Genomic DNA, 16,316 nt, shown 5'->3' on the forward strand with positions numbered 1-16,316 from the left:
AAGAGACCCTGAAAACAGGGCCGTAGCTAGTTGAAGCTATTGACGAATTCCACCATCTCGCGTTGATTCGTGACAACCGGTTCACTGGTGTAGATGTCGTACGTGAGCCCGCCGCTGATAAATGACAGGGTGTGATGAGGCGGATCCTCCCTGTAAAAGGCTTTGACACCGTTCTTCAGAGTGACAGCAACGGCATGGCTCTTGTTGAGGGATGGCCCGCTGCCGATGGTGACCCGGATATGGGTATGGTTGACCGTGTCGAACCACTGGAGGGTCAGTGTGTCAGGGGAGGCTTTCCCCAGTGCGATCGTGGCGTGAAATGGGAGACGGGGGAGCTTGACATCCATCTGTTGTTGATCTTCGAACGCAGCAACGGCATCCTCGATCCCTATATATCCGTCTTCCCACATGTCTTCGAGCAGAGCCTGTTCAGGCGTGGATTCTTCTGCAATAGTATGAGGATGGATGAAACCTAATAAGATGGAGAGAACATACCATGATTTCATTTTTCATATTTCGTCCCTTTTTTCGTATAGGATGTCTTTTCTCCATAAAAAAATACGCCCTGCACATGGGGCGTATGGTTGATCAATCAAGTGAAAGGCCCGAAGCCTTCAACACGTTCTTCTTATACATCTCTTTGACGGCCAGGGGCATCTTGCGTTCGTTCACCCATTCGTCTTTGAGCATCAGATACTCTTTGCGCATATCTTCAGGAAGGACCACCTCATAGAGGTCGCTCAGGCGTGTGACCTTCAAGGCTGCCATGATGGAAAAGAGCTGTGTTTTATTGATGGAGGTTCCCTTTCCATTAACCATTTCGGAAATCGTTCCGACCCTCATACCCGTCATCTCGGCCAGCTGCTTCTGGGTGACGCCCCGCTCTTTTAACAGCTCATCAAGCTTCACCACAAAGTGAGCCCCGCTCAGTTCCATCGCCGTATCCACCACGACACTGTTCATCATGCTGTGACCGCCTTCAATCAATGTATCCACTTCAATCTTCTTCATTTCTTCTGTCTCTCCAATCGATGTTCAATTCCCTTTGCCGGAGCTAATCATACCAATAGACTCCTGAATATGCCACTGATGGGATTGAAGGGAGGGGAGGGATACAATTTTTGTAAAAAGATGTATAGTGGAGGAAAACGAAAAGGGGGACGAAACATGTTCTTCAGAAACATGACGGAGGAAGAAAAGGGGAATTCAACAAAAGCGAGTGGGACGGCCTTCTCCGTTATATTGATCGTCTTGTTGGGGCATTCCGTTTATACGTATGTACAGACGTCCGAGACAGGGGCTTCATTTACAATTATGCTGGTGGGAGTAGCGGTGTATTTTGGGAGTGATTTTCTTTATAATATGCGATCTAAGTGGCGGAATAGAGGGGAGCCTGAATGACATGGTAGTACAGGATCTGTACGCATATTTGATTACCGAAATATTCATAAAATAAGGATGCTGGTTCTCAGCATCCTTGTTTTTTTAATCCTCATGCCCATTGATTTTCTCTAAGATCAATGGGAATCCCATCTGCCCACTGGTATAATGTTCCTATATACAAGGGGAGTTGAGATTCGTTATTCTCCTAGTGAAAAGAGGTGTGGCATCCATGCATGGACAGATGAAAAAACTGATCGAAGCGAGCTACCTGACGGCGGAGAATGCGTCTGATTACCGGACGATCCTGCGATACTTTTACCTGCAGCATGAGCGGATGCGGGATTTTATTTCGCCTGAAGAGGTACTGGGGTACATGCGGTCGCTACCGCATTATGAGCAGTATGAGGAAGAGGCGCTCCTTGTGCAGCTGGCTCAGCTTGTGAAGTGGAAGAACTTGAATGCCAGGCAGGATATGACCAATGCGAAGACGATTGAAGAATATAAGAAGAAACGGTTCCGCTATCAGCCGACGCCGTACACGATCGAGATTGAGAGGATGGTCGAGACCCTTGAGAGGAAGAGCGGAGAGAGCTTTGGTGGTTCTCTGGAGAAATCCCAATTCGACAGGCTGCTTGAGGCGGTGAACCGGTTGGAGTCGGAGCTGAAGGACGGTCTGGTGAAATCGTCTGAGACGTACATGCTCCTGTGGGAAGATCTGCTTCAGTATTTCCGGACGATCCGGACGAGCACGGCCGATTACATAGCGTATATCAATAGCGAACAGACGGACCAGCGCATGCAGAGCGAGGCGTTTCTTGTGTATAAGAATCAATTTACCACGTATCTGCGCGACTTTATCGTATCTCTACAGAAGACGTCGTTCCAGATTTCCGATCAGCTTGAGCGGATGGGCCAGGGGGAGGTGTCTCCCTTCTTCGATAAGCTTGCTGAGTACAGGAGGCAGATTCCGAGACTGGAAGAGATCGGGGAGGAAACGGTCCTTGAATGGTATCAGGAATTCCATGATTTTTGGCGGGTGATGCGTTCCTGGTTCATCGGAGGTGAGAGCCAGTCGAGCGAGCTCGAGATGCTTCAGCTCCAGACGAATGAAATGATCAGGCGGATCACACGCTCCGTGCAGAGGATGAGCGAGCGCCATCACAGTTTTCACAGCCGCAAGAAGGACTATCTGCACTTGGCGAAACTCTTCAGTGAGAGTGCATCTCTTGAAGATGCCCATAAGCTCTCGGCCGTCGTGTTCGGCTCCATGACGATCCGCCACCTCAAGATCGAGGAGGATTCAACTGAAAATATGCATGCCGACATCTGGGAGGAAGAGCCCGTCGTCCTGACGGTGAAGCCGCGGATCCGGGAGTATAAGGATAAGACAAAACCAGGTGCGATGGTGTCAAATGAAGGGAAAAAGAAGGCCTTGTTCGAGGAGCATCTCGCTGAAATGGCAGAGGAGCGAGAGGTGGTAAGGGAATTATTCACCGAAGAGACCCTGATGTTGTCTGAAATGGGGGAAGTGCGCCCGTTTGTGCGGAAGCTGATCCTCTCTTGGATCGGGAAAGGGTTGACGAGCAAAGACGGGGTCATCAAGACGGACTATGGATTCACATTGAAGGTCACGGTGGATCGTGAACGGACGACGCTTCTCCGCTCTGAGGATGGCATCATGAAGATGCCGGATGTGATGTTCGAGATGAAAGGGGGGACCGGGCTTGGAAACAAAAACGAGCGTGGAGTTTGATGATAAAGCAATACAAGGGCTTGAAATCCTCCTTCATGAATTCTGGATCCTGCGTGATAAAAATCCGGGGGAATACCAGCTGGTCCGTGAAAGGGAGAAGGTGCTGAGGCGGTACCTGGACGATAAATTCGGTCTCCTCCTCATCGTGCATCAGCATTTCATCAAGCTTGAGAAGATCCCGGTGGAGCCTGAGCCGTGGATGGGAATCCCTTCATTCCAGGAGCAAAGGGATTATGCACTGTTTTCCTATGCCATGGCGTTCCTCGAGGACAAAACGGTTGGGGAGCAGTTCCTATTGTCTGAGCTATCAGAAGAGATCCGCCATGAATACGCGGGGGAAGAAGGCATCGACTGGACGGTGTATACGCACCGGAAGTCCCTGATCCGCACGATCAAGACGATGACGGATCTGCATCTCATCCAGACCGTGGACGGGAATATTCAGCGGTTCGATACGGATGAAGAGCATGAGGTTTTGTACGAAACCACCGTGTACAGCAAGTACTTCATCCGTTCCTTCCCAGAAGATTTGACCATGTTCACAGGCTGGCAGGATCTGTTGAAAGAGGACTGGAGATATCAGCAGGAAGATGAACGACGGAAGCGTGTCTACCGGCAACTTTTCTTTTCACCGGGCATGCACAGAGGTCCAGAGAACGAGCTTGATTTCGCCTACATACGGAACTTCCGGAACCGGATGATGGAGGATATCGAGAAGCATACCCATTATCAGCTGAGGCTCTTTAAAAATACGGCTTTTCTTTCATCGATGGAGCCGAACTACCGGTATGATTATTATCCAAGCAATAAAGCGGTGACCGACATCCTGCTTCAGCTCTCCTACCATTTTCATCAGCATCCAGCAGCGTTCGTCCCATCGGAAACCGGGGAACTCTTGCTCACGAGGGGAGATTTCGATGGAATCCTCCTTAAGCTGAAGGAGAAGAACGGATCGGGGTGGTCCAAGTACTTCAGGGATGCCTCGATTGACGCCGTGCGCCGTGAGTGCCTTGGGGCCATGGAGAGTTGGATGATGGCGGAGACGGATGATGAAGGCGACATGATTTATATCAAGCCGCTCTTCGGGATCCTGGCGGGGAAATACCCGGACGACTACAAAGAAAAGGGTGAGGATCATGAGTGATCAATGGCAAATCAACCGTGCAGGACTGGTGAACTTCTGGTATTACGATGAGGAAACCTTCACGTTCAAAGACGGGAAGCTTCTACTGAGGGGAGCGAACGGATCGGGGAAATCGGTGACGATGCAGAGCTTCCTCCCTGTCCTCCTCGATGGCAGGAAATCACCCGATCGGCTGGATCCCTTCGGATCGAAGGCCCGCCGGATGGAGGATTATCTTCTCGGTGAAAAGGAAATCGTCAACCGTGATGAGCGGACTGGCTATCTGTTCATGGAATACGTGAAGAAGGAAACCGGCCAGTATGTGACGACGGGGATCGGCATGCAGGCGAAGCGGAACAAACAGATGAAATCGTGGTACTTCGTCATCACGGACAACCGCCGCATCGGCTGGGATCTGCATCTCACCCAGACTCATTCCGGGGAAAAGATTCCTCTGTCCGAAAAAGAACTGTCCAACCGCCTCGGCGCCGGGGGCGAGGTCGTTTCGTCCCAGAGAGAATACATGGAGCTCGTCAACCGGCACTTATTCAAGTTCCAGTCTGTCGATGCCTATGAAGATCTGATCAAACTCCTGATCCAGCTGAGGAGCCCAAAGCTCTCCAAGGACTTCAAACCGACGGTCATCTACGAAATCCTCGAGTCGGCCCTGCCACCTCTGACGGATGATGAAATCCGCTACTTGTCGGACAGCATCGATCATATGGACCAGGCACAGCAGGAACTCGAGCGGCTGTCGGCTCAGAAGGTATCCGTTGAAAAAGTACGGAATGCGTATGATCTCTACAACCGTTATATTCTTGCCGAGAAGGCAGAGAAATGGAAGGCAGCAGCCGACCGCTTCAGGAAGAAGGAAGATCAGGTTGCTTCGTTCATCGCATCGGAGAAGGAACTGGTCGAAACGATGGACCGTCTCTCTATGAGAGAAAAAGAGCTGACGATGGAAGAGGAAGTACTCGAAGAAAAGCGTGATCAGTTGGGGCGCCATGAGATCTGGAACCTTGAAAAACGGAAGCAGGAGCTCAGCAGGCAGTCTGTCGATAAGAAGGCTGCGAGGGAACGACTTGAGAAAACCTTGGATCGCAAAGAAGGGGATTATCTGAAAAAGCGGACCGAAAGAGGATCCCTTGAGTATGAGGAATCGAATAGGCAACGGAGGGTGGATGAGTTGCTGGGAGAATTGCAAAACCTCGCTTTGGAAGCCGATTTTGCCGCCCATGCCGTGAATGAAGCTGATTTTCATCGTTTAAAGGACGGCGGGTATGACTTTGCCGTCTGGAAGAGAGAGCTGAGGGAACATCAGAAGATGCTGGCGGATGGGCTGAAAATGCTCGAGGAACGCGAGCGCCTCCAAGAATCCTACAGGGAACTGGAACGGGAGTCGTCTGCCAAGAAACTCAAGCTTGATGGGATCCTTCAGCAGATCGAGCACACAGATCAATGGTTCACGGAGGAACAGCAAAAGCTTGAATCGGCTGTGTTCACGTGGATGAAGGAGCATGGTTCCCTTTCATTCAGCGATCAACAAAGGCAGCGCGTTGCCCGGTCGATCCAGGGACTGTATGAAGATAATGAGTATGGCCGGGTGAAGGATGCCCTCCAGGAAAGCTTGGATGCATATAAGGAGTCTGTGCGGAGCCGTCTTGCTGAGAAAAAGAACGAGGGTGAGCGGACTAGTGAGAGAATTGGTGAGGTGAAGGATGCAATCGATCGTCTGAAGCAACAGAAGATGATCGAGCCTGATCGCCATGAAGGAACCACTCGTCACCGGGAATCGCTGAAGGAAGCGGGCGTCCGGGCGGTCCCGTTCTTCGAGGCCGTGGAGTTTCTCGATCACGTGCCTGAGGAAGAACGGGCTCGGATCGAATCGGTCTTACGGAAGACCGGGGTACTTGATAGCCTCATCACATCAGAAGTCATCACCCCGGAGCAGGATGGGATCCTCGTTCCCGAGCCTCTTTTCATGGCTCAGACCCTGGCTGATTATCTGAAGCCCGACGTCGATCCGGCTATGGGTATATCCAGGGAGAATGTCGACGATGTCCTCCGTACGATCCCGTTAGAAGAAACGGATGGAGCGTTCGTCATCGATCCAGACGGAACGTATACGATGGGGTTGATCAAAGGTCATGCACCTAATGAAGGGCCTGCGCGTTTCATCGGTCGCACATCGAGGAAGCGGTATATGAAAGAAAAAATGGCCACCCTTGAAGAAGAGCTGGCTCAGTGGACGTCGGTCCTGGCGGAAGTGGAACAAGCCATTGAGATCCTTCAGGGAAACCTGGATGAAAGCCTGGAATGGCAGCGCACGATTCCTTCCGACGTGACCCTCCGGCAGGTACAGGAAGAGTGGATGTCCCTTGATCGTGATCGCCGGGTGGAACAGGCTCTCCTTGAAGAGACCGATCGGAAATGGAAGCAGGTCCAGTCTCCGCTGAGCGTATTGAAGCAGAAATTATACGAATTCAGCCGTCCCTTCTCATTTGATGTGAACGTGGAGAGCGTGACGAGGGCGCAGGAAGATATGAAGGATTATGAGGAGGACCTCAATACCCTCGGTCAAGCCATGGTGGAACTCGCAGCAACGAGGCGAAGGCTTGCGGATCTCCTCATCTACCTGGAAGAGATTGAAGAGGAGCTTGATCATCTGAAAGGGGACATCGATCAGGAGCGTGACGCACTGGAGCGCCTTTCCCGCGAAATGAGGTCGATCGATGAGCAGCTTGCCCTTCAAGGGGCTGAAGAGATCAGACAGGAAATCCACAGCGTACAAAAAAGGCTTGCCGAGGCTAAATCTGGTCTGAAGCAAATCCACCAGGATCTCCCGCAAACCGCGTCCGACTTGAAACGGATTCAGGAAAAATTAACAGATACCAGAGCAGAAGCGGCATTTTGGGAAAATATGCAGGATGAGTGGGATCACCAAGTGGCCGATGAGGTCGCCCACGGGTTTGCCGAGGTGGAAGAACGGGAGCCAAAAGCAATCTTGGATGTGTTCGGAGACGTGCTGGCGTCTTATGAGAAAGCAAAAGTCCAGGAACAGCTCACGAAAGCATTCTTTGAAGAACAATCGATGCTGTCGGAGTACAGGATGAGTGAAGGTGGTGAGCGGAAGGAGGTCCCTGAATGGATGAATCGTGTTGGGGATGACCGTTTTGAAGCCTTCCTCGGTGAATACCATGGGCTCAAGGATCGGCGCTTGATCCGCTTCTCCTACAACGGCAGCCAGGTGAGCCCATACTTTCTTGCCGATGCCCTCGGGAAGATGTATGAACAGCGGAAGAGGAATCTAGATGATCAGGACCGCAAGCTCTACGAAGATATCATGTTGAATCATATCGGGACCATCCTCCGAAGCCGGATCAAACGGGCTGCAAAGTGGGTACGCGAGATGGACCGGATCATGTCGGCGCGCGATAATTCATCGAGACTGATCTTCTCCATTGCTTGGAAGGCGCAGACTGCGGAGATGGAAGAGGAGATGGATACGGCGGAGCTCGTGAAGCTCCTGGAGCGTGACAGCAAGCATCTTCACGAAGATGACCTTGATAAGATTACGCGCCACTTCCAATCCCGGATTGCAAGGGCAAAGGAACTGATTTCACTTCGGAATGAAGGCTCGACCCTGCATCAGGTTCTGAAAGAAGTCCTAGATTACCGGAAGTGGTTCTCCTTCGTCCTTTCATACAAAAGGGAAAATGAAGGCGTCAAACGCGAGCTCACCAACAACCACTTCTTCCGCTTCTCAGGTGGAGAGAAGGCGATGGCCATGTATATCCCGCTGTTCACTGCTGCCTATTCCCGCTATCAGGATGCAGCGCCAGATGCCCCTTACATCATTTCGTTAGATGAAGCATTCGCCGGGGTCGATGAACAAAATATCCGCGACATGTTCGAGGTGATCGAGCAGCTCGGATTCAACTACATCATGAACTCCCAGGCCCTATGGGGGGACTACGATACGGTTCCGGCCCTATCCATCGCCGATCTCTTGCGACCGAAGAACGCAGATTTCGTCACGGTCATGCGCTATGAATGGGACGGCGTGGAGCGAAAACCGATGAAAGACGAGGAAGAAGAGCATGAGCGATTTGAATTCACTTAAGCAGGAACCGGCTTTTCAGAAGCTGTTCCTCGCTTTCAAGAAGAAGTATGAATCCCTCGGCCGGATCGGCGGGTCGGTGAGCTTGAAGCGATATGATGATGAAGAGCTCCGTGCGATTTCCGGACTGACCGGGGTACCCGTGGAAGAATTGAAGACCAAAAGGTCCATGACTCTTCTCTCATTTGAAAAGACGTTGGACCAGACGAAGTACCGCTATGATTCCCTCCGTGCTTTTTTGGAAGCGTATTTTGGAGAAGAACTGATAGCGAATAAAGAGCGTGAGCGGGATGAACAAGAGCGGGATGCTGCGTTCTGGACGTCACTGAAGGACAGGCATCCGATGCTTGCATGGTATATCGAGTGGATCGAGGGGAAATCAGCCGATACAAGGTGGATCTGGACGATGTACCGGAATGACCGCGCATTTGTGGAAGACGGGCTTGGTGTGTTGGAAAAGGGATACTCTCTTCTTCAAGAAGACCACACGTATTTGCGCATCCCTTTATTTGCCCAAATGGTCACGGGGAACCCCCATGCCTTCGATCGAGGTGCGGTGCTGGGGAAATGGTTGAGCCACTTCCTTACGGTCGATCAACTCGATCAGGGTGCAGAAGTGATTTTCCAGAAAACAACAGGAGAAGACATGGATCTCCTTGGCCAGTACGGATTGATCCGCGATGATCTTTGGAGCTTCGTCACGCTTAGGAATCTGCTGACGGAAGCGGGTGGGAAGCTCCATCCCGTCTGGGAAGCGGCTGCCGAAACCGGTACGGTCCTGAATGTACCGATGAAGGAGCTGTTGCGCCTGGACCGCGTGTATCCCGCAGGAGGAGGCAACGTCTGGGTCGTGGAGAATTCATCCGTCGCTTCGACGCTCATGGACCTTGTCCCCCATGCGCCGGTTGTCTGCACCCACGGCCAGATCCGTTTGGCCGGCTGGCGATTGCTTGAACTGCTGGCCGGGGAGGCTGACGTTCATATTCATTACTCCGGAGATCTCGATCCGGAAGGGATGATGATTGCGGAACGGCTTATAAGAAAATTTCCGGAAAAGGTGCATTTATGGCGCATGGATGTTCAGGCGTATGGAGAAAGCGTGTCGGATGAAGAGATTTCTGAGAAAAGGTTGCAAAAGGTAAGAGGGCTTGTTCATCCGACTCTGAAGGAAGTGGCTATGCGGATGAGGGAGGAGCCTCGAGCCGGTTATCAGGAAGCGTTGATTGGAAGGCTTGTTGAGGATATGCGGAAGATACATGATTGATTAGCAAAGAGGGGCTACGACACAAGAGTTTCAACCATAGAAAAATCCGAGCGAGTGAATGGAATTCCAACTCGTTCGGATTTTTCTTTTTTAGTGTTCAAGCCTGCTCCATCGTTTCTTTATAACATGCGATCTAAGTGGCGGAATAGGGGGGAGAAGGAGTAAGCAGAGCCATTAGGTAGCAAGAGATACATATCTTATGAGAACTAGATAGTAAAAAGGAGGCTTCTATGTTCGAAACGATTGTCGCTGTTTTGGGTATCTTACTCTTTCTTGGACTATGTGTAAGCCTGGTCTATTGGGCGGTAAAAAAGTTATTCAGCATGTTCTCTTAAAGGCGATGGATAAAAGATTGCATACATAATAGGAAAACGCCATCTTCCGTTTGTTAGGAAGATGGCGTTTTTCTTCAGGATGTTTCGTCTTCTTTCACATACTCCAAAATATCGCCGGGCTGACAGTCCAGCGCTTTGCAGATGGCTTCAAGCGTGGAAAGGCGGATGGCTTTGGCTTTCCCGTTCTTGAGGATGGAGAGGTTGGCCATGGTGATGCCGACTCTCTCGGACAGCTCCGTGACACTCATCTTCCGTTTGGCCAGCATGACATCGATATGAATGATGATTCCCATCGTATCCTCCTCACACCGTCAAATCATTTTCAGTTTTAATGAAAATGGCTTCACGTAGTAGTTTTTGGAGGACGGCAGCGAAGACGGCGATGACGACGGAGGCGAAAATCGGGACAAACCCAACAAGGATCAGACCCGGTGCATCATCCTTGTCAGCGACCATGAAGACGAACGGGAACGCGGCAACGTAGAGAACGCTGACCGTGAGCGCATACCGTTTGATCTTCTTCAGGATCGTCACGGAGCGAGCGGAGAACGCCTCTTGGCGATCGATGAGCCCAAGGAGCGAATAGGATTGGACCAGTGCCATGATGAAAGGGATCACGGTGATATAGATCAGCACAACGGCTGGATAGAGTAATGGTGCGTACTCCGGATTGGCCGGATGCCGGATCAATTGCACGGCCCCAGCGATACATGCTACCAAGACGGGGATGCCCATACAGAACAGGACGACCTTGAGGAATAGTGTTGAACGTTGTTTCATGTTGGTCACCTCTTATGATTTCTTATAAATGAATATATCACCTTGTTTATTGATTTACAATAAATAATTGTTAATAAAAGATAAAAAAGAGTAACCATGCTTGTTCAAGCACACGTTACTCCTGTTTCGTTGATGTATTTTACTTTTCATGAGTGTAGATCAATTTTTTCGAGCCCGTTTTGTAGCTGAAATCAATTTCTTCTGTCTCAAACAGCGCTTTATCTTCTGATATCAGAACGACCGAGTATCGTTCATCCTGCTTTATTTCGACTGGAAGAGAGGCAATTTTTCTGGTGGTATATTCTTCAACGGTATTGAGGTCCTGATCATCTAATACATAAGCATCTTTGAGTTCTACGCTTCCCACTTGGATGGCTTCGAGTATCGTATTTTTTCCGATGTTTTTAGGAGTGAATTGTACCTTCATATAGTAAGTGGATGGGGGATCCTTGTATTCTGTTATCTCATGTGTATGGAATTCATCTTCCTTGCCGCAGCCTGCCATCAGAACCAGTGCGATGATGAGAAAAAGAATGATTGATTGTTTCAAAGAAACACCCCGTTTTTGTTCATTATACAATATTTAGAAAAAATAGATGTATAGATTTTCAATTAGAGAGGGGAGTTTCCAGGATGATATTCTTTTTTCAACATCCTAGATTGTATTTAACATCAACACCACCCCCACGATGCACATTACCCAGCTCAGAGCCGAATTGGAATGCTCCGTAAGCTTCAGCCTCAGTTTCTCTAAAGGTCCCTCCAGCCACTTAATTAACAAACGATAGTCGATCAAGATAGCCCTACAAGTCTCAGGAGCATGGGGTGTGTAACAATTATTTTTTCTAAGTTATGATTGATTCAAACAATCATTTAACTGTTTATGTTCAAAATAAACAAATAAACTTGACTATCTTGTTCGTTTCGAACATAATGAAATCAAGATAACGAAATGGAGGTGAAGTTCTTGATACCTGAAGAACGGCATTCCATCATCATCGAAAAGCTCCAGCAGACTGGGAAGGTCGAGTTGGAAGAGCTATTGGACAATATCGGAGTATCGGCCATGACGATCCGAAGGGATCTTGCCTTTCTAGAAAAGGAAGGGAAGTTGATCCGGACGCATGGGGGCGCGGTATTACCGGACCCGATCATAGCGGAAACACCGTATATGTGGAAGGAAAGCAAGAACATTGAGTACAAACGGGAGATCGCAACCAAAGCGATCCCACTTATAAAACCGGGTTCGTCCTTGTTCCTTGATTCCGGGACGACAACCTTGGAAATTGCGAAGCAAATTAAAGAAATCGAAGGGCTGACGATCATCACCAATGATATCCGTATTGCCTTTGAACTTCTTGAAGCGAAATCCAAAGTGATGGTGACCGGGGGAGAGCTGCAGTCAGAAGTGGGAGCGCTCTTCGGACCATCTGCACAAGAATTTCTCCAGGGTGTTCATGTAGATCTGTTCTTCCTAGGGGCCCACGCCGTTGAGGAAAAAGCCGGTGTGACCGCCCCTACCTATGAGAAAGCGGCTATCAAGAAAGCGATGCTGGCTTCAGCACAGCAAACCTGGCTTGTAGCGGATTCGAGTAAATTCCAGCATAAGTCATTTGCCAAGGTATGCGGGATCTCAGAGCTGGCAGGCATGATCGTCGATGAGGGAATCAATCCTGAAATGCGGAACAGGTATTCCAACATGGTGGAAGTCATATAGCAGCACAGAGGGGGCAGTGATTATGAAGATTGGCGTTATAGCAGATGATTTAACTGGAGCGAACGCAACCGGCGTTCGCCTTACGAAGACGGGCTTCCCGGCTTCGACGATTGTGTATGATCGGGAAATCATAGCGGATGCTGGTGTAGAGGCGGTTTGCATCGATACCGACAGCCGATACGCCCCGGACGAGGTGATCGACCGACGGCTCAACCGGGCAATGGACGAGCTGGAACGATGGGGAGCAGGCATCCTATGTAAGCGGATCGACAGTACGGTCAGGGGGAAGATCGGGTACGAGATCGACACGATGCTGAGTCGGTTAGGTGAGAACACCATCGGCATCGTGGTCGCTTCCTTCCCGAGCTCGGGAAGGATCACATCAGGCGGTTACCTTCTTGTCGATGGTGTACCCGTGCAAGAGACCGATGTGGCAAAAGATCCTGTCATGCCGATCACCCAGTCTTACGTGCCAGGCTTGATTCAAAAGCAGAGTGAAAATAAAGTAAGCCACGTTGGTCTTGAAACCGTATTGGCAGGCAAACAGAAAATTGTAAGCGCTATAAAAGAACAGGTTGATAAGGGGACCCGTATTCTTGTGTTCGATGCTGTCACCGATGAGGAAATCGAAGCAATTGCCGAAGCAATGGCAGAAATCACAGACCGCAGATTGATCCCCATCGATCCGGGACCGCTGACGGCAGCCTATGCACGATCTGCACACCACCGAATGGTCGATTCGAAGAAAATCGTCGTGACCATCGGAAGTGTCACCACCCATACGGGAAGACAGATCAATTATTTGATTGATAAAACCAATACCTCGTCGGTGTTCGTGGACGCTGCGAAACTTGCAACATTCTCTGAATCATGGGAGACAGAGATCGAGCGGGCGACGGCAGAAGCGTTGGAGCGCATCGATCAAGAAACGGTCCTTCTCATCACGACTTATTCAACCAATCCTAAGATCCTCGACCTGCGTACGCTGGCCCTGGAAGAAGGAGTCAGTCAGGATGCACTTGCTAAGAGGATCTCCGATGGCTTGGCGAAGATCACCCGAGTAGTGATCGAGAAGAGAAGGAACGACATTCAAGGCTGCTTCTCCAGTGGGGGAGACGTCACAGCATCTCTATGTGCCATCAGCCGTGCAGGCGGTATTCGCCTGGAGGATGAAGTGTTGCCACTTGCCGCATATGGATCTTTCATCGGTGGCCATCTCGACGGATTGCCTGTCGTGACCAAAGGTGGCATGATCGGGGATAAAAAAGCCATTTATACAAGTGTGAAATACCTAATGACCAAAAACACAAAGAGGAGTGTTCAACTATGAATGAAAAAGCAATCATCGCCATTCCAATGGGAGATCCTGCAGGGATCGGTCCGGAAATCACAGTTAAATCACTGGCATCAGAAAAAATTTACGAAGAGTGTAAGCCGGTTGTCGTAGGAGATGCGTCGGTCCTAAGAAAAGCGATCGCCATTACCCAGACAGGACTCGAGATCAATACGATCGAAAACCCTGAAGATGGAAAGTTCGAACATGGAACGATTGATGTCATTGACCTTCAAAACATCGATATTGAAGAGATGAAGTATGGGGAAGTACAAGCTCAGTGCGGAAAGGCTGCGTTCGAATATATCCAGCATACGGTCAAGCTTGCGACAGAAGGATCCGTTCAGGCCATGGCAACGACTCCAATCAATAAAGAGTCACTGAAAGCGGCAAAGGTGCCCTATATCGGTCACACGGAAATGCTAGAATCACTGACGAATACAAAAGATCCCCTCACGATGTTCCAAGTACGGAACATGAGGATCTTCTTCCTTACGCGCCATCTTTCATTGAAGGATGCCATAGATCAAATGACAAAAGAGCGTGTGAAAGATTACTTGATCCGCTGTGACAAAGCCCTTCAACGTCTTGGAGTGGAAAAGCGCCACTTCGCCGTTGCCGGTTTGAACCCACATAGTGGTGAGAATGGATTGTTCGGCATGGAGGAAGTCAATGAGATCAAGCCGGGAATCGAAGCAGCCGTTGCAGAAGGAATCAGCGCAGTCGGCCCGGTACCTGCTGACTCTGTCTTCTTCCAAGCTCTCCAAGGTAAATACGATGCGGTTCTATCACTCTATCACGATCAAGGTCATATCGCGGCGAAGATGACGGACTTCCATAAAACCATCTCGATCACCAATGGTCTTCCGTTCCTGCGCACGTCCGTCGATCACGGTACTGCCTTTGATATCGCTGGAAAAAACATTGCCTCAAGCGAGAGCATGGAAGAATGTATCCACCTGGCAGCACAGTATGCACCGAGCTTCACGAGGGAAACGATGGCATAAAAGAGTGGAACGTCAGGGGCAGGAGAGGTCCTGCCTTTGACTTATTAAAAATACAGGACGAACAAGGGGGACTTGGATATGGAAGCAACAGCTATGCAGATGATCGGTGGTTTAGTTGTCGGAGTCATTTTACTCATCTTTTTTGTCGTGAAAACAAAGATTCACGCATTCCTTGCACTGATTATATCCGCATCCGTAACAGGAATCATCGGGGGGATGGCACCTGAGAATGTCGTAGGTGAGATATCGGCCGGATTTGGAACGACCCTGGGGTCGATCGGTGTGGTCATCGGTTTTGGCGTCATGATGGGGAAAATCCTCGAGCTGTCGGGTGCTGCTGAACGATTGGCATACAGCTTGGTGAAAACATTAGGAAAGAAGAAGGAAGAGTGGGCCATGGCGGCAGCGGGTTATCTGATTTCCATCCCGATCTTTGTTGACTCTGCCTTCGTTATCTTAAACCCTTTAGTTAAAGCGCTTTCAAGAAAAACAGGTAAATCTGTCGTTGGACTTGGAGTGGCTCTTGGGGTAGGTCTCGTTGCGACCCACCATGCGGTTCCGCCGACACCAGGTCCATTGGGAGTAGCGGGAATCTTCGGTGTTGATATTGGGATGATGATTCTTTCTGGATTGATTTTCGGACTGGGTATTGTAATTGTAGGGGTGTTTTATGCGAAGTGGATCGGGAAGAAGATCTATCAGTTACCTGCCGAAGAAGGGGATGAGTTCATCCGGCCTTCTAAGCAAGAAGCCTATATTGAATTTTTAGAGCTTGAAGCGGAACGGACGAAGGACCTCCCATCTTTGACAAAGTCACTGATGCCGATTGTTTTCCCGATTCTATTAATCTTCTTTAATACTACACTGACGGCCTTGGCAGACGCGGGGACGGTGAGCGTTAACGCGCAGCTCCTATCCTACATCAAGTTCTTCGGTAACCCTGTGACCGCTGTAGGAATCGGTCTGATCATTGCCATCTACACCTTGACCAACAATATGAAACGCCTGGATACATTGGATCGTATGGAAGAAGGAATTAAATCATCTGGAATCATCCTTCTCGTTACCGGAGCCGGTGGAGCACTAGGAAACATCCTTCGTGCAAGTGGATCTGGAGATTATATCGCAGAGCAAATCTCTCAACTGGCATTGCCTGCAATCCTCGTGCCATTCCTGATTGCTACGATTGTAAGACTTGTTCAAGGAAGTGGGACGGTTGCGATGATTACTGCAGCATCCATCTCCGCGCCAATCATTGCCCAGCTTGATGTGAACCTTGTCTTGGCTGCTCAAGCATGTGCCCTTGGGGCGATGATCTTCTCCTACTTCAATGATAGCTTGTTCTGGGTATTGAATAGAATGCTAGGAATCAAAAACGTAAAGGAACAGATCCTTGTCTGGTCGGTTCCAACCACTATCGCTTGGGGTGTATCCCTCGTCATGCTGTTGGTAGCTGACTTCATCTTCTGATCTATACAACGAAAACCGGATCGAACTCCAT

The 16,316-nt window shown here is 49.8% G+C and carries 14 protein-coding genes; 9 read left to right on the forward strand and 5 right to left on the reverse strand.

Annotation, left to right across the window (positions count from 1 at the left end; all coding sequences use genetic code 11):
* Nucleotides 1-26: 26 nt before the first annotated feature.
* A complete protein-coding gene (locus tag ABJ225_RS13500) occupies nt 27-506 on the reverse strand; it encodes a hypothetical protein (RefSeq protein WP_347320771.1) in 480 nt (159 codons plus the stop codon).
* A gap of 82 nt (nt 507-588) precedes the next feature.
* Nucleotides 589-1,011: a helix-turn-helix domain-containing protein gene (locus ABJ225_RS13505; RefSeq protein ID WP_347320772.1), complete on the reverse strand. Its 423-nt coding sequence runs from the start codon at nt 1,009-1,011 to the stop codon at nt 589-591.
* Between the two features lie 156 nt (nt 1,012-1,167).
* On the opposite strand from ABJ225_RS13505, the gene ABJ225_RS13510 reads away from it, so the two are divergent.
* The 5 genes from ABJ225_RS13510 to ABJ225_RS13530 all read left to right on the forward strand — a co-directional run bounded on the left by ABJ225_RS13510 (nt 1,168) and on the right by ABJ225_RS13530 (nt 9,643).
* A complete protein-coding gene (locus tag ABJ225_RS13510; protein WP_347320773.1) occupies nt 1,168-1,401 on the forward strand; it encodes a hypothetical protein in 234 nt (77 codons plus the stop codon).
* 223 nt (nt 1,402-1,624) lie between these two features.
* A complete protein-coding gene (locus ABJ225_RS13515) occupies nt 1,625-3,136 on the forward strand; it encodes a TIGR02677 family protein (RefSeq protein ID WP_347320774.1) in 1,512 nt (503 codons plus the stop codon).
* On the forward strand, nt 3,108-4,280 hold the full coding sequence (locus tag ABJ225_RS13520) for a TIGR02678 family protein (RefSeq protein WP_286188129.1): 1,173 nt from the start codon (nt 3,108-3,110) through the stop codon (nt 4,278-4,280). Before ABJ225_RS13515 ends, ABJ225_RS13520 begins: the two co-directional genes overlap by 29 nt.
* Entirely contained in the window at nt 4,273-8,382 is a 4,110-nt protein-coding gene (locus ABJ225_RS13525) for a TIGR02680 family protein (RefSeq protein ID WP_347320775.1), read from the forward strand. Before ABJ225_RS13520 ends, ABJ225_RS13525 begins: the two co-directional genes overlap by 8 nt.
* Entirely contained in the window at nt 8,360-9,643 is a 1,284-nt protein-coding gene (locus ABJ225_RS13530; RefSeq protein ID WP_347320776.1) for a TIGR02679 family protein, read from the forward strand. Before ABJ225_RS13525 ends, ABJ225_RS13530 begins: the two co-directional genes overlap by 23 nt.
* Before the next feature lie 409 nt (nt 9,644-10,052).
* Here ABJ225_RS13530 and ABJ225_RS13535 read toward each other — a convergent pair whose 3' ends face one another.
* The 3 genes from ABJ225_RS13535 to ABJ225_RS13545 form a co-directional block, all read right to left on the reverse strand.
* Nucleotides 10,053-10,271, reverse strand: coding sequence for a helix-turn-helix domain-containing protein (locus tag ABJ225_RS13535; protein WP_218245493.1), 219 nt, complete (start codon nt 10,269-10,271; stop codon nt 10,053-10,055).
* A 10-nt stretch (nt 10,272-10,281) separates the two neighbouring features.
* The gene (locus tag ABJ225_RS13540) at nt 10,282-10,758 is read right to left on the reverse strand and encodes a DUF2975 domain-containing protein (protein ID WP_347320777.1); all 477 of its coding nucleotides are present in this window, start codon (nt 10,756-10,758) and stop codon (nt 10,282-10,284) included.
* 139 nt (nt 10,759-10,897) lie between these two features.
* A complete protein-coding gene (locus ABJ225_RS13545) occupies nt 10,898-11,308 on the reverse strand; it encodes a hypothetical protein (RefSeq protein ID WP_347320778.1) in 411 nt (136 codons plus the stop codon).
* Between the two features lie 408 nt (nt 11,309-11,716).
* On the opposite strand from ABJ225_RS13545, the gene ABJ225_RS13550 reads away from it, so the two are divergent.
* The 4 genes from ABJ225_RS13550 (at nt 11,717) to ABJ225_RS13565 (ending at nt 16,285) form a co-directional block, all read left to right on the forward strand.
* The gene (locus tag ABJ225_RS13550) at nt 11,717-12,475 is read left to right on the forward strand and encodes a DeoR/GlpR family DNA-binding transcription regulator (RefSeq protein ID WP_347320798.1); all 759 of its coding nucleotides are present in this window, start codon (nt 11,717-11,719) and stop codon (nt 12,473-12,475) included.
* Between the two features lie 22 nt (nt 12,476-12,497).
* Nucleotides 12,498-13,805, forward strand: a complete 1,308-nt coding sequence (locus ABJ225_RS13555; protein ID WP_347320779.1) for a four-carbon acid sugar kinase family protein — start codon at nt 12,498-12,500, stop codon at nt 13,803-13,805.
* Nucleotides 13,802-14,815 carry a 4-hydroxythreonine-4-phosphate dehydrogenase PdxA gene (gene pdxA, locus ABJ225_RS13560; protein ID WP_079515040.1) on the forward strand — a complete coding sequence of 338 codons (1,014 nt, stop codon included), beginning with the start codon at nt 13,802-13,804 and terminating at the stop codon, nt 14,813-14,815. Before ABJ225_RS13555 ends, pdxA begins: the two co-directional genes overlap by 4 nt.
* Before the next feature lie 78 nt (nt 14,816-14,893).
* Complete coding sequence (locus ABJ225_RS13565) at nt 14,894-16,285, forward strand: GntP family permease (protein ID WP_347320780.1); 1,392 nt, start codon at nt 14,894-14,896, stop codon at nt 16,283-16,285.
* Nucleotides 16,286-16,316 lie beyond the last annotated feature (31 nt).

The organism is Rossellomorea sp. RS05, from assembly GCF_039822645.1.
Lineage (GTDB): Bacteria > Bacillota > Bacilli > Bacillales > Bacillaceae_B > Rossellomorea > Rossellomorea marisflavi_B.

Bases quoted from the DNA above. Each gene is read 5' to 3' on its own strand.
- ABJ225_RS13515 (WP_347320774.1), top strand. From the start codon at position 1,625: ATGAAAAAACTGATCGAAGCGAGCTACCTGACGGCGGAGAATGCGTCT.
- ABJ225_RS13565 (WP_347320780.1), top strand. From the start codon at position 14,894: ATGGAAGCAACAGCTATGCAGATGATCGGTGGTTTAGTTGTCGGAGTC.
- ABJ225_RS13505 (WP_347320772.1), bottom strand. From the start codon at position 1,011: ATGAAGAAGATTGAAGTGGATACATTGATTGAAGGCGGTCACAGCATG.
- ABJ225_RS13535 (WP_218245493.1), bottom strand. From the start codon at position 10,271: ATGGGAATCATCATTCATATCGATGTCATGCTGGCCAAACGGAAGATG.
- ABJ225_RS13555 (WP_347320779.1), top strand. From the start codon at position 12,498: ATGAAGATTGGCGTTATAGCAGATGATTTAACTGGAGCGAACGCAACC.
- pdxA (WP_079515040.1), top strand. From the start codon at position 13,802: ATGAATGAAAAAGCAATCATCGCCATTCCAATGGGAGATCCTGCAGGG.
- ABJ225_RS13530 (WP_347320776.1), top strand. From the start codon at position 8,360: ATGAGCGATTTGAATTCACTTAAGCAGGAACCGGCTTTTCAGAAGCTG.
- ABJ225_RS13510 (WP_347320773.1), top strand. From the start codon at position 1,168: ATGTTCTTCAGAAACATGACGGAGGAAGAAAAGGGGAATTCAACAAAA.
- ABJ225_RS13525 (WP_347320775.1), top strand. From the start codon at position 4,273: ATGAGTGATCAATGGCAAATCAACCGTGCAGGACTGGTGAACTTCTGG.
- ABJ225_RS13500 (WP_347320771.1), bottom strand. From the start codon at position 506: ATGAAATCATGGTATGTTCTCTCCATCTTATTAGGTTTCATCCATCCT.
- ABJ225_RS13540 (WP_347320777.1), bottom strand. From the start codon at position 10,758: ATGAAACAACGTTCAACACTATTCCTCAAGGTCGTCCTGTTCTGTATG.